This window comes from Hanstruepera marina (assembly GCF_019880635.1).
Taxonomy (GTDB): domain Bacteria; phylum Bacteroidota; class Bacteroidia; order Flavobacteriales; family Flavobacteriaceae; genus Hanstruepera; species Hanstruepera marina.
Map to the genome: position 1 here is coordinate 1 of NZ_JAINVX010000006.1, position 18,414 is coordinate 18,414.

Genomic DNA, 18,414 nt, shown 5'->3' on the forward strand with positions numbered 1-18,414 from the left:
AACTCCTGTCCAAAAACAGAAGTTGAGATTAATAAAATTCCGATAATTATGTATTTCATTCGATGTTTATTCATATTGTGCCCAACGTGTTTGTGTATGATTTCGTTGCGTGTTTAAGCACTAAAGTTAGCAAATAAATCACAGATAGAAAGTCCGCGAGGACTTTCGTAAGTAGGCTATAACTAGCAATGAATTATACACGTTGTTGTGTGCAGTTTTTAATATTCGACTTCAACATATATAGATGAAGCACCTTGTGTTTTTTCCCATTTACCTTGGCTACTACTTCTAATAAAACCTTTTCCTTTAGTAAGAATCGCACCAAGGAATATTTTGCGATCACTTTTAAAATTTGGGATAAATTCTATACCTACAAAAAAATCTTCATCAAGATATATATCATAATCTGATAAATTGAAGGTAATCCATCCAGGTTTGAAATATTTATTTTCAACAATATTTGAAAAGACTATTTTTTCACCAGGATAATTATTAGAATTTTTATAAAAGTTAATACGAATAAAACAACTGTCTGACTCAAATCCTTTTCTTAAAAGGAAATTCACATTTTTTACTTTTACAGAACTATTATTTGGTATTTTAATTCTTTGTGCATTTTCTAAAATGTCATTTTCTCTTGATATGGAGCTAAGCCATAAAAGTCGGTTATAAGATTTAACCCCTATTTTTCGCGTCTTTTTCTTTTTTGTCGTAATAAGAATTTCATCTAAATCATTTAATTTTGGTGTCAAACTTATTTCAATATTTTTTGATTTCTGAATTTTGATTTTAATAGTTTCATAGCCAACATGACTTATTGTAAGGCTATCATTTATGAAACTTATAGGCAAAACAAGTCGAAATTCACCGTTGAAATTGGATATTGTACCAACATTTTTATTATAAACCCCAATATTCACAAATTCAATAGGTTTTCCAGTTTCAAGGTCTTTAAGTACACCTGTCATTATTATTTGCTGTCCATAAACAATTGGGCTAATTATAAGAAAAACGATAAATAAAGCTGTTCTATTCAAAGTTCTATTTTTTTTAAATTAAATATCCTACAACATTGATCCACCCATGTAGTAAAATAGGAAGTAATAAACTACCTGTTGCAAGACGTATATACATGAATAATAATCCATAGAGCCCAGGTAGGAAATCTCCCCAAACGACTACTGTATTCCAGTCGGCATCTACATGAACAACATGAGTAAGATAGAACATTGCTGTCATAATAATTGCACCCCAGCTCCAGTTAACTTTTGCAAAGGTCCATTTATGATTAAATGCTCTGTCCAGTATTAGCAACATTATGCCGCGGTCAAACATCTCTTCTTCAATACTCGGCATGCTGAGTTGATATAACCAGTCACTGCTTGTCCCGCTTTTTGTTCCGCTAAAATAGAGCCAAGCCAAGGCTGTTCCTATAAGTGCAGTAAAGATGGCCGTTATGATTCCTGCTTTTTTAGCCGGTCCGTTTTGTGATAGTCTTAAACCCCATTCCTCATGTTTTTTTGGAAAAAGCATATAAGCGCAGAAAAATAAGAATAGAATGGCTGCAATTTTGCCTTCCCAATTATACCTGCCTGGAATAAGGTCTGGATATGTGCCATCCACACCCAGAAAAAGAATAATTTTATGAAGTAGAAATATTCCAACAGCCAAGCCTATCCATTTCCAATTCACTTTGTTTCTGTAAATAATAATAGGGATGAGTAAAAAAGCTATAAAGATTACCCATTCAACTACAACCTGATTATATACACCAAAATTCATTTTTTCATGCGATTTAAGTTTATCGAACACAAATAAACAGGGCTTAAATGATTTTGAAAAATTTAAGTTATGAGGCTGAATAAAATGCCATCAAATTGAAGTTTGAGGTATAAAATTGAAGCTTAGGGACGAGTTTGAAGATATTTTTTAACACCTAAAAAGTGTTTTGGTGAGATAGGAACTTTTTCCTCAATATGTTTTAAGATAACATTTCCTTTTCTCGTATTTCCATGAATACTAATAATCATTGATGGGTTGACCAAATGTGACCTATGGATTTGTTGGGAGGATGGAATTAATTCAGTAATTCCAGAAATGGAGTGTCTGATCATTTTTTTATTTAGCTGATTATTTTTTAAGAAATAGACATCAACATAATTAGCTTGAGCCTTAGCCAAGACAAAATCTTTTTCAAAAAAATGTAACTCTTCGTTTTGATTATTCCCTTTAAGACTTATAGTTGCCTCTTTTTTTATTTGTATAGGTGATATAACCACCTTACTAAATCTAAATCTTAAATAAATCCAGAGGGGCATAAAAATGGGCGCAAAAGGAGCACCAAATTCTTTTACCCAACTTAAGATGTAATTTGAATCGACATTTAAATCGTTTACGATATAAGTGTTATAAAAATAAGAAGTTAAAGCAATGAAGAAAAAACCAATTGATAAAACAATTACTTCTTGATAGAGAAACCATTTTTTATTATTTTGGTTAAACCAGAATTCTTCAAAAAAATGTAGGATTAAAATTGGTAAAACTATACTAAACCCGTATCCAAAAAGCTTTAAATTATGGTAATTAACGGATTCATTGTCAGAATCAAAAGGCTTTAAAAATATTAAAATAAAGACAATAACAGTTCCTAATATACTACTTAAAAGAAATGTATTTAACCAACTTGAAGTATAAGCAATAGATTTATTTTTAAACATAGTATTCAATAATATTATCAATACAAATTTAATATTTAGCTTTTATTAGTACTTATAAATAATTACCCAATTAACCTCAATATTTCGAAACTATATAATATTTATTCAGGACGGGTCATAATTGCATACAACGGTTTTGTGTATGATTCCGTAGCGAGAAAAAATCCGTGGATTTTTCCGAGTAGGAATCAGACGAGATTAAATGTAGTAAATATTCTTTGAAGTTAAATAGTAGCTATGGATTATACACGTTGTTAGCGGTAGTTTTTATTAAATCAATTTTTTAGAAAAGAAATTTCACCACAAGAAATGATCTTACAACTTTTGTAGGTTTCGCAAGTGGTACAGAATCCAACTTTAAGTCCAATAGATAAGTCAATATATGATTGATTTTGATTATTATAATCAATAGTTGTCCATGAACACGAAGTAAAATTTTCTTTTTCACTAATTTCCAGTAAACCATAAGGAGTTGCACTGCAAAGATTTGGTCGAATAGGCCTTATTAAACCAATTGTTGCAACTAGTCTTTTGTTGGGTTTGAGGGTTTCATTTAGGAAGTGCTTATTTTTTGTTTGCAGTAATTCATTCATCATATCGTCTGTAATTTCCACGCCTGCTTGAGTCCATTCATTCGGTAAGATAATAATCTTGAATTGTTCATCGCCATATGATGGTGGGTAATCATATTCTTTTGAGAAAGCTATTTGAAGAAGAATAGGAATTGTACTGTCGTTAGTAATAGTGGTTGTAATATAGACCATTCCATATTTCTTTCCGGATAAGTCAGAAAAGCCTGTTCCTCGAGTGGGAGAGTTTTCGATCCTTAATCCGCTTTTAGATTCGTTTCGCTGGTTAGAATAGTTCTCTGTATTTAGTTTATCTTGGGACTTTTTCTGAATACAGGAGCAAATGATTAGTACTAGTAAAACCCCAACTATAGTTCTCAGCTTCATTAGTTGATTTTTAATTACCGCTAACGACAGCGTTATGCGTAGTTACGTTTTGGATTTTAAATATAGCGAATTTATTCGGTGTTATTTAAAATACAGAGTAAACGTAAACAAATTGCGTATAATGGCAGTTGGCTCACGTTTTCCCTAGATGGGCGGCTGGAGCTGGTCAATCTACAATTCCCAAGATTCCCGCGCCTGGCGCAATTTGGCATAACGCTGTCGTTGAATCACATATCTTGTGTAATGGGATTTTGCTTGCAAAATATAGGGACACAAGTCAGCTTTAGCTGAATGTGATTCAACGGTTTAGGCTATGGTTTCGTTGCGGAATGATTCGGCAGAATTATTCCGCCGTAAACCGAAGATAGCAAATTTGCGAGGACTTTCCGAGAGGAAAGTCAGAAGCAATGAACTATAGGCGGTGTTACCAACTGGTGTTTTTCAATTCCGTCTTAATTTTATTTTTTTCAGAGTAATTATGCTCAAATATAATTCCATCGTCAATAACTTCGTCGATATGCAATGTACTTTCTAAACAGATGTAATTAGTGAAATAGTTCTCTATGTCAAATTTTACAACACCTTTTACAGTCAATTCATAATTCCAATTTTCAGTTTGCTGGTCAGATGAAATTTTAAAATGAGCTATACCTTTTTTGACTTTGACTAATGTTGCTATACAATTTACGCTATACAAATTATCTCCCTCAAGCGGGACTTTATAGTAAATAGTATGTTCAAACGAAACAGTTTCTCCAATTCCGATTTTATGTTCAGGAAAATTAATTCCGAATTCTCTATTTTCTATATTTCTAATAAACTCATTCTCCTTTTGACTTGGTTTATTATCAACTAAAAGCTCATTAATAGTAAGATTGTTTTCTAAATTCACATAGCCTTTGGCTTGAAGTGATTTGATTTTAAATGTTTCTTTAACTTTTTCTTTGTTCAAAGTTCCTTTAAAGTTAAAATCATAAGCCAATATTTCTATTGGAATAGTTTGATTCCCTTTCTGTTCTTTTGTTTTTGTTGAGACACTATAAGTTTCTTTTTTATTTCCTTTTTGAAACCTTTTTACTCCTAGTGAATCGAAATATTTTAGCGTTTCTTTATCTGCTTTTTTTTCTACTTTGAATTTTGTCGATTTTTCGAATTCAGATAAGTATTCAGAATTCGGATGATGTTTTAGTTCAAAAATGAAACCTTTGTTTTGAGCAATGCAAAAAACGGAAGAGAAGAAAAGTAAGTAGGATAGTAGTCTGTTCATTCGCACTTGTTGGTAACGTGTTGGGCTATGGTTTCGTTGCGTGAAAATCCGCGAGGATTTTCCGCCATAAACCGAAGATAGCAAATTTGCGAGGACTTTCCGCGAGGAAAGTCAGAAGCAATGAACTATAGCCGGTGTTGTGTACAGTTATTTTCTCCAATATGTTTTTCCGTCGATTAATTTTATTTCCGATATTTTGTCAGAGTAATAAATTCCGCTGTCCAATTCAGTCACTTTGATTTTTAACTCGACTTTTTTGTTGTCGGTAATAAGTTTATTTCGGTCAAACTTTTTTAGTTTTTCGTATTCCAGTTCAGATAGATAAATTTTCTTAATTTCAGAATCCGTTTTTAAATTTATCCAAGGCGATTTAAGTAAATCATTTGCTTTTAAAATGTCAAAAACTCGGATAATTTCTAAATCATCTTTTCCCGCAATTTTGCTCCAACGAATACTGTCAAAAGATTTTTCAAATTTCTCAATTGTTTCATCATCTGCTCCATAAAAACTTCCAATATCTATTAATTTGAAATACAAATCTCCATTAATTTCTTTCTCATTTTTTGAACAAGACAGAATTAAAAGTCCGATTATTAATGTCAGCGTGATGTTTTTCATAATTGTACACAACGTGTTTGTATATGGAAAGTTGCGGGTTTGCGTGCGAGGATTTTCCGAAGGAAAATCAGACGTAGCAAACGTGCAACGACCTTTGTTTTAGCACAACACCAGCAATTTTTTATATACGTTGTTGTACACTGGCTTTTTTCATTCAGATTGTCATTCAGCGTTGGTGAAGTCATACTCTTTTGCAATTTTTGACTTGTGCATTGGCTGTAGCGAATTGCAAATGTGTATGGCTTTTAGCGTTGGCTTAATCATTAGATATCCCTCTGGTTTGATTGGCAATTTTTATATTTCCTATGTTTGGTCGAAGTGTGTGATTTTCTGGAATCTGAATTTTGTCGAAAGCAAGTTTCTCAAATTTTCTAATTCCAGAATCTAGTCCAACTTTTTCAAGGTATTCTATTTTACTCTCATTAATAAGTATATCTAATTGTTCATCAAAATAAATCAATGAGCGGTCATATGCTGTATGATGTAAAGCACAAAGGCTTATGCCGTTGTCAATTTCATCTGTTCCTAATTCGTGAGAATGTGGTACAATATGAGCAGCTTCAATTAATTCTAAACCTATTCCGCACATTGCACACTTATTATTATAAGCATCATAAACTTTAATTCTGAAATTCGGGTCTCTTTTTTGTCTAGCGTGAGTAATTGTAAGAACACCTTCTGAAGTGTCAAATTCTCCATCCGCATTTTGATTATTAAGATTGTCAGATTGTTCAACAAGGTTTTTTAATTCTAAATCTGAAAGAAGGTGAATTGAATTTAGATTTTCAAGATATAATCCAAGATAATCAGGTATGAAGCTAATTACAGATTGGTCGTTATTGTCTCTGTAAGCTGCGATTTTTTGAACTTTAGCAAGTTTTTGAATTGAAAATCTTGAGTATAATGAAATTGTCTGTCTTTGGTTGAATCTATCTCGCATCATAAAAGGATTCCAAGCCGTAAAAACTTTTTCATCAGCAAAGTAACCCAAAACAATAACGTCATTTCCTGAATTTAATGCTGCATTGAAATTTTGTGATTTCGCAACTTGAATTCGACATTCATCTTGATTACCTCTTCCGTCTCCCGATTCGTGTACATTTTTAATCAGTACATAATATGTTTTTTTGTTTATTGAAAACCTGTAAGGATTGTTTCCATCAATAAACGCAACGTTATCAGAGTAAAGCCTTAAACTATCAATAAGTAGATACCTTAAGTCTTTCCTGTCTAGTATTATCGTGTCTCTTACGCTCATAGTTATTAAAATATTGTAATATCAATTGTTCAGCAAAAACGTTAGCTAGTTTTGGTGGAACAGCATTACCAACTTGCCTCCATTGTTCTCTGAAATTTCCTAAAAAAATATGTTCGTCTTCAAATGATTGAATGCGTTTAATTTCTTTAATTCTTAAAAATCTATTTTTCCAATGAAATGGTCCCATATTGTTAGAATGACTTGCTTGAATTGTCCAAGAAGGTCTATTTGGGGATAATTTCAATAAAAATGACCAATAGCGTGAACGCCATTTAAAAATTGGGTTTGGATGACCTCTTTCTTCTGTGAAAAACAAATAATTATCGCCTGGTGGAACTAATTTTAAAAGGTCTTTATGTTTAGAGCCAGCTTGCATTTTTTCATCTTCTGGCAAGTCAAAATCTATATCATTTAAGATGTCTCCACAAGTTACCCAAGGCAATGTGCCTTTTATATTTTTTTTAGGGTCGGAGTGTGTAGGTTCAGGATATTTAAAGTCTTCCATTTCTTTCTTTACTCCAATACAAATGAACCTTTGACGAGTTTGTGCTACTCCATAATCAGCTGCATTAACAACTCTGTGAAAAATATTATAACCTAATCTTTCACTTTCTGCCTCAACCAATTCTAGAGCTGCTTTATGAGGTTTAAATACAAAGCCGTGAACGTTTTCAAAGAAAAAGAACTTTGGCTGTAGTTCTTCCACAGCTCGAAAATAATTTGAAACTGTTGTGAATCCATCAACATCATCAATACCTCTATCTTTTTCAGTTCTGTAAAATCTAGATTTAGAGAAAGGAGGGCAAGGAGGACCTCCAACTAAACCATCAATTTCTTTATGTTTTGCTTTTATACTCTTGAAGTCTATATTTACAATATCATTGCAAACTACTTCGCAATCTTTGAAGTTCACTTTTAACGATTCACAAGCTCTATCCCAAATGTCAGATGCAAAAATGGTTTGAAATCCAGCTTTTTCAAAACCAAAATCAATACCGCCTACACCTGAAAAAATACTTACGATTTTCGGGTTTGTCATATGTTAGAAATTAAATGTTTAACAATTGCTTCTCCCAACAAAGAAGGAACAGCATTTCCAATTTGTTTTTGAATTGAACGTCTTGTTCCAACAAAATGGTAATCTTCTGGAAAGGTTTGTAATGCAGCTATTTCAGGAACTCTTAATCTTCTGTTGTTCCAATGAAAAGGGCCAACCCAAGGACCAGGTTGAGCTGCGACAGTCCAAGAAGGTAGATTTGGATGTAATTTTAACAGGAAACTCCAAAATCTTTTGTTCGCCTCAAATTTTGGATTTGGATGTCCGTCTCGTTCTGTTAATGCAAAATAGTTTTTACCAGGAGGAATTTGTTTTAATTCTTCGTCATAAGTTTTTCCTGTTGTTAATTCTTCAGGTTCGAAGTATTGGTCTTTATCAAATTTACCAATCCAATCAATTACTCGTTCGTGTGGTTTTAAATTACTATTTAGAATTATTTCTTTTTCTGTTCCGTGTGTTTTAATAGGTTCTCCTGAAATACCACTTTTGGAAGCGATAAAGAAAACTCTTTTTCTTTTTTGAGGTACACCAAAATCAAGAGCGTTGGCTCTGTAAATAATGTATTTGTATCCTAACTTGTCTATCGCTTCTTCTAAATCTTGTACAGCTTGTTTGTTTTTAGGATGGAGTAAACTTTCAACATTTTCTAGAATAAAACCGTCTGGACTCAATTCATCAATCATTCGTAAATAATTACCAATCATATTTCTTGGGTCTTCGCTTCCTAGTCTGTTTTTATGAGTAACCCAATAGCCAGCTTTAGAAAAAGGTTGACAAGGTGGACCTCCAACTAAAATTAATTTTTCTGGATTATTCTCTTTAATTATTTTAGAATAATCTAAAGCACTCATCTCTTTAATATCTCTATGAAAATGTGATGAATGAGAAAAGTATTTGTTTCTCTTCATTGTAGCGACACTATCTCTATCAAAATCTAAACTAGAAATTACTTTACTTCCCGCTAATTGAGAACCTATGTCTAAACCTCCTGCACCTGAAAAGAACCCAATAGTTTGAATTTTACTATCAAGGATTTGTTCAATTTTATCATTGACTGTGTAACCACGTTTGTCAAATTTAATTCCTAGAAACTCATCTTTTTTTATTTTGAATTCACTTTCAAACAACCTTAATTGAGGCTCTTCTAGTAATGATAAAAATTCTCTCTCTAACTTGTAAGTTGCTAGCATATATTTTAGTTCTTTTTTTCTAAAGATGCTACAAGCAAATCTTTAGCTTCAATATTTAAAATCTCTCCAATTTTGTATAAATCTTCAATACTTGGTTGTCTTCTGTTTTGAACATAGGAGTTAACCATATTGTAACTTTTTCCTAGTTTTTCAGCAAGCCAAGTTTGCTTTATACCTTTTTCTTCTAAAACTTCTTTAATCCGATTCATTTCAGAATGTTTTCTATTTCTCAAATATAGAGTGATATTTTATTATCTCACTTAATGAGCTAAATATTTATCAACAATTTTGTGAGGTGGGGAAAGGCAAGCTCTTTTTATTTTGTGAGGTACGAGCAAAATGAAATGTGCTTGACTGTGCGGTTGGCTTTTCAGAGCTTGTGTACAACGTGTTTGTGTATGGTTTCGTTGCGTGTTTCAGCAACTAAATTAGTAAACTAAAACGAACCAGAGGAAATTCCGCAGGAATTTCCAAGTAGGCGAGCACTAGCAATGAATTATACACGTTGTTGTAGGTAGTTTTTTATTTCATCAGTCATTAATAGTCTAATTGATTCAAAATAATCAGTTTCAAATGTGATAGAACGAATTTTTTTGAGAGAGAAGTCATAATCATAATTCTCTTCAATTTGTCCATTAGACTTTATCATATCGATTACTAAAATGTCATTTTCAGTTCGATTTATTTTTCCATAAAACAATTCAGTTTCTCCTTTGTCTTGGAATTCGAATAATCCATATTTTTTTTCACTCCATTTTAGAGTATCCAAAACATCACTGAACACAAAGTCTTTCAATTCAGGTGTTTTTTTATTTTTCAGATTCAGAACTCTTTCAATCTGCTTTTCAGATTTGCCAGATACCCGTTTTTTCACAAACTTTTTTCGATATAATTTAAATCCGTCCAAAGCATAGTCTGCTGGAATATGATTTACTAAAATCCAATTTTCATTTTCGGAAATAAGCACTCCAGTTTCCTTTTTTTTCCAACCTTTTATTTTATATGACTCAACTTTCATCTTTTTCAATTATTAAATCAACGAATTCTGCTTGTCGTAAAGTGTCTATGATAAAATCAAAATCTTCTTTTCCAAATATCTTTTCGAGTTTTTTACTTCCTGTTATTTCAATAATACAATCTCCAGGAAAACCAGGTCCTTTTGCTGTTATTGCATCATTAAATGCGTCAAGGTTTTTTCCAAAATCCTTTTTAGCAGAGAATTCCAAATCCGCAATATATTTGTTCCAAAAGTCTAATTTGGAATTACAAAACTCTCCATTTATAAATATTTTTCGCAGACGTTTAATATTTCCATTTCCGTCTTCTGTAATACTCATAAAAGTATGTTTACTATAAGCGAATTTATCAAATACTTTAGAGTAACCTTGATTCAGCCACCTTTTGTAGATTAATTTGTCATTAAAATACAGATAGAGTTCGTTGTCATCTTTAATTTCCTTTCGAAGCATTTGAGTTTTTTTAAATTACCTACAACGGTTTGGCTATGATTTCGGCGTGGAATCGTCCGCAGGACTATTCCGCAGAGAAATCAGCTTGGTTAAAAGTAAGAAAAGTTCGTTAGATTAAACATAATCCACGCTGAATTATAGCCGTTGTTGGCAACTGGCTTTTTATTCTATGTGATACCATTTATATTCTTTTCCGTTCCAGAAAATAATTCCGCCACCGTGAGATTCCTCTACGCTCATATAAATTCCGTTACCAATTAGTTTGAAATTTTTACTCTCATCTTGCCCGATTATATCTCCAGTCTTTTCGTTAACCAAAGTCGGTGAAACAATTTCTCCTTTCGGTAGAGTTTTGAAAACCTCAATCCAACTTAAGTCAGTCATTTGGTCAACTTCATTTCCTGCTCCAAAAATGAAATTTTCTTGGCTTGGAGAGTTATTGATAATTAAAACTCCAAATTTGCCATTGTTTTTGTTTTTAACAAGTGAAGCGAAATCCGCTTTATTGTCTCCGTTAAAGTCTCCAATCAGATTTTTGTCGGCAATTAATTCCAAAGAATCAGGAACTTTTGTCAAATCCGCTTTTTCGATCGGTTGAACTTGTGATTCCGTTTCTTCTGTTTTGGGTTCAGATTTCTTTTCTGCTTTTTCCTTGCAGGACGAAAAGCAGAAAATCAGAACTAATATTGTAATCGGTAATCTCATTTTTTAGCTTGTTGCCAACGTGTTTGGCTATGATTTCGGCGTGGATAAATCCGCAGGATTTGTCCGCAGAGAAATCAGTTTGGTTGAATTTACATATTTTTCAAGATAGTTCATAAGCCACGCTGAATTATAGCCGGTGTTGTGTAACGTTTTTTTTGTTTAGTTTATAATTTAATAATATCAATCCAAGTATTGCTGTCAGCGCCAAAATTGATGAAAATGAAAATGCCCCTTCTATATTTTCCTCAAACGGTTTTTTAAATGATTCGAAAAGTACAACTTCTCCAAATCCGCCCATAATCCACATTGTCAGTTCGTAAATAAGAAATGCAATAATTAATGAGGTCAATTTATTCCGCAAAGTGATTATCCGTTTTCTAAATAGCAAAACGAGCGTGATTTCAATTCCGAATACTATTAGCAAAACTATTCCGACGAGAATAGGTGTCATTCCGATATCTCCTCCTGGTAATGTCGATTGATCAATCCAAATCATAAAAAAAATCATTGTCAAGATTGGGTAAATCAGACAATAAATAATCATTTCATATTTATTCAGATTGTTCATTTTTCAAATGTTACACAACGTGTTATATGAATGTAAATATATTCGTTTAATCGGTTTTATTACCGGATAACAAAACTTTTTTGTTGCTTTTAACAGATTTTGTTGCATGCGCTACCGCAACATCCAATGGGTTTTGTATCTGCAAAAATTGTTTTTTCGCAACATGGGTATAAACCATCGTCGTCTCTGGCTTAGCATGTCCTAGCAACTCCTGTATATAACGCAAATCCACACCATGTTCAAGCATGTGCGTAGCATAACTATGCCGCAAAGTATGAGGCGTTACTGTTTTCTTGATACCAGCTAATTTGCACGAACGTTTTAAAAACTGCCGCACACTCGCCGCACTGTAAGCATTACCATTGCGACCTTCAACTACAAATAGCTTTGGTTGGTATGTTGTTATATAATTATGCAACATAGGTTTTATTACCGTACTCATTGTAACCACGCGATCCTTTCGGCCTTTGCCTTGTCGCACAAAAAGTTGATTACGTTCAAAATCCATATCAGCAAGCTTCAAGCCCAGCAACTCACCAATTCGTAAGCCACCAGAATATAAAAGCCCAATTATAACACGGTGTTTCAAATTTTTGGTAGCCTGTATCAGTCGTATAATCTCAATTTCACTCAACACGCTCGGTAAATATTTAGACTTTTTAGGCCTTTCAAACGTACTGGCATCAAACCCAGGTAAACCATAAAATGCCGTCAAGTATTTAAAGGCACTCACACATTGCCTATGGCTACTTATGCTATAACGCTCTTTGGCAATAACATCAGACATATATAAGGCTATATGTTTGGTTTCTAATGTCTCTCTAGCTATGTCTCTAGTGTAATACAAAAACCGAAGTATAAAATAACCATAAACACTTATGGTTTGCTCACTCAAACGTTTACCTTTCAAATAATCAATAAACCCCTTCAAATCCGCACGTTGTTCTTTGGTTAGTGCTTTGTGTAAATCATACTTGTTGGGTGGTTTCGGTTTCGGTTCAATAATAACTTTATTGTTGGCGCTATCCTTCAGGGCACTGTAATCAACATAGTAACCACCAGCTCTCAAATATTCAAACAATTGGTGCAATATCCCTTTGCTATAACCAACATAAAATGTTTTATGAGTAGCACTCCATCGAACACCCGAAAAACCTTTTACATAGGTTTTAAGTGCTTCATTATAAGTAAAACCAATAGCAATATGTTGCGCTTGTTTATGGTTTAATGGGCGTAAGGTAACTACCAAAGTCATGCTCGTAAAACTTTATGTACCATTAAAAATAATAAAAAATAAAGACTCTGCTTTCAAAATTGCTAGTCCGTACATACGCCGTATATTAGCCGTAGATAGTTCGTATAGGGTTTTACCATGGCTTAAGTATGGCTTAAGTATGGATGGTGTATGCAATAGCCTATTCAACAAAAATGATATAAAACGGTAAAAACGGCAAAAACAGCATGAAATGGCACAAACAAAAAAAGCAACTTTAAATAATACTAGGTGGTTGGGTTCATCGTAGACTCTTTGCCAACCTTAAGGTTAAACCCAAACCTATCTGTATAGGTTGCTAGGGGTAAAGGAGGTGTAATACGGTTCCTTAATGGTTTTTAACAGGATCCTGCCCATGCACCACCTGCCTAAAATCCTTGGGTTGTTTAGCGTTCAGTAGCTTTAACCCACCAGAGGCTTTAATTAACGCTTCAAAATGGGTTTCCCGGTTTTCATATTGCATACCATTGGCATAGGTGGTAATCAAAATAAAGGTGTAGGGTGTCGCTTCACTGGGTTCAATTTCCAACAGTTGGTAACTGGCAATATAACCGTTTTTCAAAGCAGCCTCCCGTAAGGCTTTCCAATTATTTTCATAGTAGTACAGCGTTTCTGCATGGTTGTTGTTAAGTACGGCAACAAAATCTACAGACGATAGCTTGGTGTTGTTTTGGGCAAAGCCGGTCATGCTTAAACCCAACGCAAAACAAATAAGTATAAGGTGTTTCATGGCAATACGTTTTTAGCTCACTAATGTATTAAAAGAATGCTCACGTTACCGTTAACAAAATACTAATACATGACAATAACCTGCTTGTTAACATGATTTATATCATAGTTTTTGGCTGAAATGCTAACTAACTTTAAGTCAGTAAATAGCAATATTATGGAAACTAAAAAGAATCCCAATCTGGAAATAGGTAGAAATAGCAGCATCTATTTTGCTATTGGCCTAAACATCATGCTGTTTTTTACATGGCGTGGTTTAGAATACAAATCCTACGAAAAAGACAATTTAGCCATGGAAATATTGGATATGGGCGATGAAATTGAAGAAGATATTCCAATAACCAATTTAGAGGCACCACCGCCACCGCCGCCACCACCAGCCGCAGCTGCTCCCGATGTTATAACTATTGTTGAAGATGCCGAAGAAATAGAGGAAACGGTTATTGAAAGTTCTGAAACCGATCAAGACGATGAAATAGATCCTATTGAAGTGTCTGATGTAGCAGTAGAAGAAGTGGAAGAAGAAGTGTCTGTACCGTTTTCTGTTGTAGAAAACGTGCCTATATTCCCTGGATGTAAAGGAAAGAACAATACAGAATTACGTAACTGCTTTGCCGTTAAAATGAATGAGCACATTAAAAAACACTTTAAATACCCAGAATCTGCACTAGAAATGGGTGTGCACGGTAAAGTATTTGTATTGTTTGCTGTAGATGCTGATGGTCATGTTAGTAATATTAAAACACGTGGCCCTGACAAAAAATTAGAGGAAGAGGCTTTCCGCATTATTAGTCTGTTACCAACTATGGAGCCTGGTAAACAACGCGGAAGACCCGTAAAAGTACCTTACAGCATTCCTATACATTTTAAAATACAAAATTAGTTTCCTGCTTTTAAAGCATCTAACTTTGCTTGCGAATAGCCATTTCCGCCATTGGTGGACATGGCTTTTTCGTAGGCCTCAATAGCTTTGTCGGTTAGGTTTACAGCCGTATAGTAATCACCTAACGAATCATAAACATTCGAACTGTTGGGATAATTTTTAACGTTCAGTTTAAAAAAAGCTTCCGACTTGTCGTTCATATTTTGACGTAAAAAAGCATAACCCAACTGATTGATAACATTTTCAGGTGGTAATAGTGTGTAGCCCATTTTTTGTGAGGCCTTTGCATAATGGTTTTCAAAAGCAGCTATAATACGTTCCGTGGTTATGTCATCTTCCATAATTCGCGGAATAATCTCGCCCATATCATACCAGGAAAAAATATACCGTAAACCATCATAGGTACTAATTAATGGAACACTGCCATGGGAATCATCATTATAATACTTGTAATCAAATGCCAGTTTGCTACTGCTATTGGGAACAACTTGAGTAGAAAATTCCAAGATATCGCGAATGTGTTGCGTGGTGCCACTGGTATCTTGCATAACGGTTTTTACGTCCATACCTGGCGACATGGTATTGGCTACACCTACAAACACGGTTTCTGCACTGTAATCGTTACGGTTTAAAAGTATTTTGGATTTGTTGAGCAAATCAGAATTGGCCCACCATAAACTCGGGTCAATAGCAATATAGGCATTAAACAAGTCTGGATGATTTAAAAGGGTGTTTAATACGGTTAATCCGCCAAGCGAATGACCAATAAATAGGCGATAAGGTGTTGTAGGGTAAGTGTCATCAATGTAGGGCATAAGTTCATCCGATATAAACTTGATAAAGTCTTCGCCACCACCAGTAGTATTTAGAGCACCTATATTGCCATCAGTAACTGGTGTTAAGTCACGCATACGGTTGGTGTTGGGAATACCAACTACTATCATTTTGGGCATAAGGGTATTGCCGTTTATAGAACTTAATTGCCGTATTATACCAACCACAGACGGAAAGTGTGCACTGCCATCCAACAAATACACAACGGGAAAACGCTCTCCAGAATTAGGCTCTGTATTGGGTACATGAACCCAAAGTCTACGGTCTTCGTTGAGTATTTGAGATGAAATAGTATCTATCGTCCCAATATTAATTTTTCCATAATCTATATGTTGAGCAAAAGTAAATGGTACAAAAAACAGGAATAAAAGGGCAATAGATAAACGGGATTTCATGGCTTAAGTGTTTTAACGAAGGCTTTCATAAACGATTTTATACCCTTAAAGTAAAGAAAATAAATGGCGAATAAGTTATATTTAACATTTCGTCATAAAAAAATAACAGTTCGGTGTATTCCATTTTATTTCATTATAAATTGTGTAGATATTTGTCCTATAAATCAAAACGAACAGTTACAACGCATTTTTAAAAACTCGAATTATGAAAAAATTATTACCAATCGTATTTGCTCTAGTAGCACTATTAGTGCAGGGACAAACACCATTTGAAAAAGGAATGCAAAAGGCCTTTACACTTTGGGAATCTGGCGATATGAATGCAGCCGAACAGCTTTTTGAACGTATAGCTAAAGCTGAAAAAGATCAATGGTTGCCCTATTATTATGTAGCCCAAATTAATAGCTTAAAAAGTTGGGAAGAAAAAGATGCTAATGTGTTAAAGGCACAATTGGACAAGGCCCAAAGTTATATTGATCAAGCCAAGGCCATAAGCCCTAAAAACCCAGAGATTATGGTTATGCAAGCTCACATTTATACCAACTGGGTGGCTTACGATGGGGCAACCTATGGCATGAAATATGGCGGCATTGTTTCAGGAATTTATAGTGAAGCACATGCACTGGCTCCTAACAACCCGAGAGTGGTTTACAATAAAGCAGAATGGGAAATGGGAAGTGCGCGATACTTTGGTAAGGACACAGCTCCATATTGCAAGGACATCGAGAAATCCATTGAGCTTTTTGCTAACTTTAAGCCAGAATCACCATTTGCTCCAAATTGGGGAAAAGAACGTGCTGAACAGGTATTGGCCGAATGTAAAAAATAAGCTTTAAATCAGATTGAACTCTATGAACAAACATGTGAAAAATATCATTATTACCTTCTTTATTGGAGTAGGTGTTTTTATAATTGGAAACGCTATTTCTGATGGTTTCGAATTTGAAAATACAACCGAGTTTTTCATTGAGTTTTTGTTTTATCAATTGTATGCATTTGTCTTGGGGTATTCCAATATGTACTTCTTTGGGTATTTAGAGTCTATTAATTGGAAGAAGACCGACAGAATCAAACGCCTGGCAATAGGTATTATAGGTTCAGTATGTATCACTTTAACAGGGTTGTTTTTGCTTCGTATGGGAACCTCATTGTATTATTTTGGTAATACTTTTGAGCAGTTTTTGGAACATGAAACCTTTAAAGCTTATCAATTTGGACTATGGATTACCCTAAGCATAGTAATTGTATTTCACTTCATATACTTTTATAACAAGTATCAGCAAAACAAAATTAAGGAACAAAAGGTTATTGCTGGTACGGCTAGCGCCAAGTTTGATGCTTTGAAAAATCAATTGGATCCGCATTTTTTGTTTAACAGTTTAAATGTACTAACCAGCTTAATTGATGAGAATCCAGATAATGCACAACGATTTACTACGGCCTTATCCAAAGTATACCGATACGTGTTAGAGCAAAAAAATAAGGATTTGGTTTCGGTTGATGAAGAATTGGATTTTGCCCGAACCTATATGATGCTCCTTAAAATGCGCTTTGAAGATAGTATCATTTTTGAAATACCCGAAAAAGCATCGAATCCTGAAAGTAAGGTGGTGCCTTTGTCCTTGCAATTATTACTGGAAAATGCCGTAAAACACAATACGGTAACATCTAATAAACCTTTACACATAAAAATTTATGAAGACCAAGGCGATTTAATTGTGGAAAACAATTTTCAGCCTAAACAAATAGTAAAAAAAAGTAGTGGTGTTGGTTTAAGTAATATCATGCAACGTTATCAATTACTAACAAATAGAAAAGTAAACATCAATCAACAAGCAAACCGTTTTGCAGTAGCAATACCAATGCTTACAAAACAAATATCAATTATGGAATCAAATTATTCAAACAGTAAAGAAGAGGCTTACTATAAAGCTAAAAAACGGGTAGAGGAAATAAAAGGCTTCTATGGCAACGTCATTTCTTTTATGGTAGTAATACCGTTTTTAATTTTTATCAATTACAGAACATCTTGGGATTTTCAATGGTTTTGGTTTCCGGTATTAGGTTGGGGAATGGGTATTGTGTTTCATGCTTTTGGTGTTTTTGGTTATGGCAGAAACTGGGAGGAGCGTAAAATTCAGGAAATTTTAGAGAAAGAAAATCAACGCAAAAATTGGAACTAATGGAATCCGCATTTGATGAACAAAAACGATTGGAACGTGCTAAAAAGCGCGTCAAGAAAATAAAAGGGTTTTACTCACACTTATTGGTGTATGTGGTGGTCAATACAATGATAGTCATTATCAATATCCAAAATTTAGGCCCAGGAGAGAGCTATTTTCAATATGAAAACTTTTTCACTCTATTCTTCTGGGGATTGGGACTAGCAGTGCATGGCCTTTCTGTTTTTCTGCCTAATTTTATATTAGGAAAGAATTGGGAGGAACGCAAGATTAAAGAGATTATGGACCGCGACAAAAAACACTGGAATTAAT

General features: G+C 33.9%; 22 protein-coding genes. 5 read left to right on the plus strand and 17 right to left on the minus strand.

The features are described 5' to 3' along the window. Nucleotides 1-218 precede the first annotated feature (218 nt). From K7G76_RS14265 to K7G76_RS14335, 15 genes are all read right to left on the minus strand, one after another. On the minus strand, nucleotides 219-1,037 hold the full coding sequence (locus K7G76_RS14265; protein ID WP_223034900.1) for a carboxypeptidase-like regulatory domain-containing protein: 819 nt from the start codon (nucleotides 1,035-1,037) through the stop codon (nucleotides 219-221). Between the two features lie 13 nt (nucleotides 1,038-1,050). Beyond that, nucleotides 1,051-1,782, minus strand: a complete 732-nt coding sequence (locus tag K7G76_RS14270) for a CPBP family glutamic-type intramembrane protease (protein WP_223034901.1) — start codon at nucleotides 1,780-1,782, stop codon at nucleotides 1,051-1,053. Between the two features lie 122 nt (nucleotides 1,783-1,904). Beyond that, a complete protein-coding gene (locus tag K7G76_RS14275) occupies nucleotides 1,905-2,717 on the minus strand; it encodes a LytTR family DNA-binding domain-containing protein (protein WP_223034902.1) in 813 nt (270 codons plus the stop codon). A 275-nt stretch (nucleotides 2,718-2,992) separates the two neighbouring features. Next, the gene (locus K7G76_RS14280; protein WP_223034903.1) at nucleotides 2,993-3,673 is read right to left on the minus strand and encodes a hypothetical protein; all 681 of its coding nucleotides are present in this window, start codon (nucleotides 3,671-3,673) and stop codon (nucleotides 2,993-2,995) included. 424 nt (nucleotides 3,674-4,097) lie between these two features. Further along, the gene (locus K7G76_RS14285) at nucleotides 4,098-4,940 is read right to left on the minus strand and encodes a hypothetical protein (RefSeq protein ID WP_223034904.1); all 843 of its coding nucleotides are present in this window, start codon (nucleotides 4,938-4,940) and stop codon (nucleotides 4,098-4,100) included. 147 nt (nucleotides 4,941-5,087) lie between these two features. Beyond that, a complete protein-coding gene (locus tag K7G76_RS14290; protein WP_223034905.1) occupies nucleotides 5,088-5,558 on the minus strand; it encodes a hypothetical protein in 471 nt (156 codons plus the stop codon). A gap of 256 nt (nucleotides 5,559-5,814) precedes the next feature. Next, nucleotides 5,815-6,816, minus strand: a complete 1,002-nt coding sequence (locus K7G76_RS14295; RefSeq protein ID WP_223034906.1) for an HNH endonuclease — start codon at nucleotides 6,814-6,816, stop codon at nucleotides 5,815-5,817. Continuing rightward, nucleotides 6,758-7,855 (minus strand): DNA cytosine methyltransferase, encoded by a 1,098-nt coding sequence (locus tag K7G76_RS14300; RefSeq protein WP_223034907.1) that lies wholly within the window; start codon nucleotides 7,853-7,855, stop codon nucleotides 6,758-6,760. The genes K7G76_RS14295 and K7G76_RS14300 overlap by 59 nt, the downstream gene beginning before the upstream one ends. After that, nucleotides 7,852-9,063, minus strand: a complete 1,212-nt coding sequence (locus K7G76_RS14305) for a DNA cytosine methyltransferase (RefSeq protein WP_223034908.1) — start codon at nucleotides 9,061-9,063, stop codon at nucleotides 7,852-7,854. The genes K7G76_RS14300 and K7G76_RS14305 overlap by 4 nt, the downstream gene beginning before the upstream one ends. A 5-nt stretch (nucleotides 9,064-9,068) precedes the next feature. Then, on the minus strand, nucleotides 9,069-9,272 hold the full coding sequence (locus K7G76_RS14310) for a helix-turn-helix transcriptional regulator (RefSeq protein ID WP_116694746.1): 204 nt from the start codon (nucleotides 9,270-9,272) through the stop codon (nucleotides 9,069-9,071). A 287-nt stretch (nucleotides 9,273-9,559) separates the two neighbouring features. Beyond that, complete coding sequence (locus tag K7G76_RS14315; protein ID WP_223034909.1) at nucleotides 9,560-10,081, minus strand: hypothetical protein; 522 nt, start codon at nucleotides 10,079-10,081, stop codon at nucleotides 9,560-9,562. Then, complete coding sequence (locus tag K7G76_RS14320; RefSeq protein ID WP_223034910.1) at nucleotides 10,071-10,532, minus strand: barstar family protein; 462 nt, start codon at nucleotides 10,530-10,532, stop codon at nucleotides 10,071-10,073. Before K7G76_RS14320 ends, K7G76_RS14315 begins: the two co-directional genes overlap by 11 nt. Before the next feature lie 162 nt (nucleotides 10,533-10,694). Then, complete coding sequence (locus K7G76_RS14325; protein ID WP_223034911.1) at nucleotides 10,695-11,237, minus strand: hypothetical protein; 543 nt, start codon at nucleotides 11,235-11,237, stop codon at nucleotides 10,695-10,697. Nucleotides 11,238-11,364: 127 nt separating this feature from the next. Beyond that, nucleotides 11,365-11,733, minus strand: a complete 369-nt coding sequence (locus K7G76_RS14330; protein WP_223034912.1) for a hypothetical protein — start codon at nucleotides 11,731-11,733, stop codon at nucleotides 11,365-11,367. A gap of 118 nt (nucleotides 11,734-11,851) precedes the next feature. Beyond that, nucleotides 11,852-13,060 carry a tyrosine-type recombinase/integrase gene (locus tag K7G76_RS14335; protein WP_223034913.1) on the minus strand — a complete coding sequence of 403 codons (1,209 nt, stop codon included), beginning with the start codon at nucleotides 13,058-13,060 and terminating at the stop codon, nucleotides 11,852-11,854. Between K7G76_RS14335 and K7G76_RS14340 the strand changes: the two genes are divergently transcribed. Beyond that, nucleotides 13,059-13,250 carry a hypothetical protein gene (locus tag K7G76_RS14340; RefSeq protein ID WP_223034914.1) on the plus strand — a complete coding sequence of 64 codons (192 nt, stop codon included), beginning with the start codon at nucleotides 13,059-13,061 and terminating at the stop codon, nucleotides 13,248-13,250. The two genes, K7G76_RS14335 and K7G76_RS14340, sit on opposite strands and share 2 nt — an antisense overlap. A 156-nt stretch (nucleotides 13,251-13,406) precedes the next feature. Here the strand turns inward: K7G76_RS14340 and K7G76_RS14345 are convergent, their stop codons facing one another. After that, nucleotides 13,407-13,808, minus strand: a complete 402-nt coding sequence (locus K7G76_RS14345) for a hypothetical protein (protein ID WP_255573042.1) — start codon at nucleotides 13,806-13,808, stop codon at nucleotides 13,407-13,409. A gap of 156 nt (nucleotides 13,809-13,964) precedes the next feature. Here K7G76_RS14345 and K7G76_RS14350 point away from each other — a divergent pair, with 156 nt between their 5' ends. Next, complete coding sequence (locus K7G76_RS14350; RefSeq protein WP_223034915.1) at nucleotides 13,965-14,690, plus strand: energy transducer TonB; 726 nt, start codon at nucleotides 13,965-13,967, stop codon at nucleotides 14,688-14,690. Here K7G76_RS14350 and K7G76_RS14355 read toward each other — a convergent pair. Beyond that, nucleotides 14,687-15,919 (minus strand): alpha/beta hydrolase-fold protein, encoded by a 1,233-nt coding sequence (locus K7G76_RS14355; RefSeq protein ID WP_223034916.1) that lies wholly within the window; start codon nucleotides 15,917-15,919, stop codon nucleotides 14,687-14,689. The two genes, K7G76_RS14350 and K7G76_RS14355, sit on opposite strands and share 4 nt — an antisense overlap. 205 nt (nucleotides 15,920-16,124) lie before the next feature. Here K7G76_RS14355 and K7G76_RS14360 point away from each other — a divergent pair, with 205 nt between their 5' ends. Genes K7G76_RS14360 through K7G76_RS14370 form a run of 3 tightly spaced genes read left to right on the plus strand, consistent with a single transcriptional unit; the run spans nucleotide 16,125 to nucleotide 18,413 of the window. Then, nucleotides 16,125-16,748: a tetratricopeptide repeat protein gene (locus K7G76_RS14360; protein WP_223034917.1), complete on the plus strand. Its 624-nt coding sequence runs from the start codon at nucleotides 16,125-16,127 to the stop codon at nucleotides 16,746-16,748. Nucleotides 16,749-16,770: 22 nt separating this feature from the next. Next, nucleotides 16,771-18,102, plus strand: coding sequence for a 2TM domain-containing protein (locus K7G76_RS14365; protein WP_223034918.1), 1,332 nt, complete (start codon nucleotides 16,771-16,773; stop codon nucleotides 18,100-18,102). Continuing rightward, nucleotides 18,102-18,413 carry a 2TM domain-containing protein gene (locus K7G76_RS14370; protein WP_223034919.1) on the plus strand — a complete coding sequence of 104 codons (312 nt, stop codon included), beginning with the start codon at nucleotides 18,102-18,104 and terminating at the stop codon, nucleotides 18,411-18,413. The genes K7G76_RS14365 and K7G76_RS14370 overlap by 1 nt, the downstream gene beginning before the upstream one ends. The last annotated feature ends 1 nt before the right edge of the window (nucleotide 18,414 follow it).

Bases quoted from the DNA above. Each gene is read 5' to 3' on its own strand.
- K7G76_RS14305 (WP_223034908.1), bottom strand. From the start codon at position 9,063: ATGCTAGCAACTTACAAGTTAGAGAGAGAATTTTTATCATTACTAGAA.
- K7G76_RS14320 (WP_223034910.1), bottom strand. From the start codon at position 10,532: ATGCTTCGAAAGGAAATTAAAGATGACAACGAACTCTATCTGTATTTT.
- K7G76_RS14330 (WP_223034912.1), bottom strand. From the start codon at position 11,733: ATGATTTGGATTGATCAATCGACATTACCAGGAGGAGATATCGGAATG.
- K7G76_RS14310 (WP_116694746.1), bottom strand. From the start codon at position 9,272: ATGAATCGGATTAAAGAAGTTTTAGAAGAAAAAGGTATAAAGCAAACT.
- K7G76_RS14275 (WP_223034902.1), bottom strand. From the start codon at position 2,717: ATGTTTAAAAATAAATCTATTGCTTATACTTCAAGTTGGTTAAATACA.
- K7G76_RS14355 (WP_223034916.1), bottom strand. From the start codon at position 15,919: ATGAAATCCCGTTTATCTATTGCCCTTTTATTCCTGTTTTTTGTACCA.
- K7G76_RS14325 (WP_223034911.1), bottom strand. From the start codon at position 11,237: ATGAGATTACCGATTACAATATTAGTTCTGATTTTCTGCTTTTCGTCC.
- K7G76_RS14300 (WP_223034907.1), bottom strand. From the start codon at position 7,855: ATGACAAACCCGAAAATCGTAAGTATTTTTTCAGGTGTAGGCGGTATT.
- K7G76_RS14340 (WP_223034914.1), top strand. From the start codon at position 13,059: ATGCTCGTAAAACTTTATGTACCATTAAAAATAATAAAAAATAAAGAC.
- K7G76_RS14280 (WP_223034903.1), bottom strand. From the start codon at position 3,673: ATGAAGCTGAGAACTATAGTTGGGGTTTTACTAGTACTAATCATTTGC.
- K7G76_RS14270 (WP_223034901.1), bottom strand. From the start codon at position 1,782: ATGAATTTTGGTGTATATAATCAGGTTGTAGTTGAATGGGTAATCTTT.
- K7G76_RS14290 (WP_223034905.1), bottom strand. From the start codon at position 5,558: ATGAAAAACATCACGCTGACATTAATAATCGGACTTTTAATTCTGTCT.
- K7G76_RS14370 (WP_223034919.1), top strand. From the start codon at position 18,102: ATGGAATCCGCATTTGATGAACAAAAACGATTGGAACGTGCTAAAAAG.
- K7G76_RS14365 (WP_223034918.1), top strand. From the start codon at position 16,771: ATGAACAAACATGTGAAAAATATCATTATTACCTTCTTTATTGGAGTA.
- K7G76_RS14285 (WP_223034904.1), bottom strand. From the start codon at position 4,940: ATGAACAGACTACTATCCTACTTACTTTTCTTCTCTTCCGTTTTTTGC.
- K7G76_RS14360 (WP_223034917.1), top strand. From the start codon at position 16,125: ATGAAAAAATTATTACCAATCGTATTTGCTCTAGTAGCACTATTAGTG.
- K7G76_RS14350 (WP_223034915.1), top strand. From the start codon at position 13,965: ATGGAAACTAAAAAGAATCCCAATCTGGAAATAGGTAGAAATAGCAGC.
- K7G76_RS14345 (WP_255573042.1), bottom strand. From the start codon at position 13,808: ATGAAACACCTTATACTTATTTGTTTTGCGTTGGGTTTAAGCATGACC.
- K7G76_RS14315 (WP_223034909.1), bottom strand. From the start codon at position 10,081: ATGAAAGTTGAGTCATATAAAATAAAAGGTTGGAAAAAAAAGGAAACT.
- K7G76_RS14335 (WP_223034913.1), bottom strand. From the start codon at position 13,060: ATGACTTTGGTAGTTACCTTACGCCCATTAAACCATAAACAAGCGCAA.
- K7G76_RS14295 (WP_223034906.1), bottom strand. From the start codon at position 6,816: ATGAGCGTAAGAGACACGATAATACTAGACAGGAAAGACTTAAGGTAT.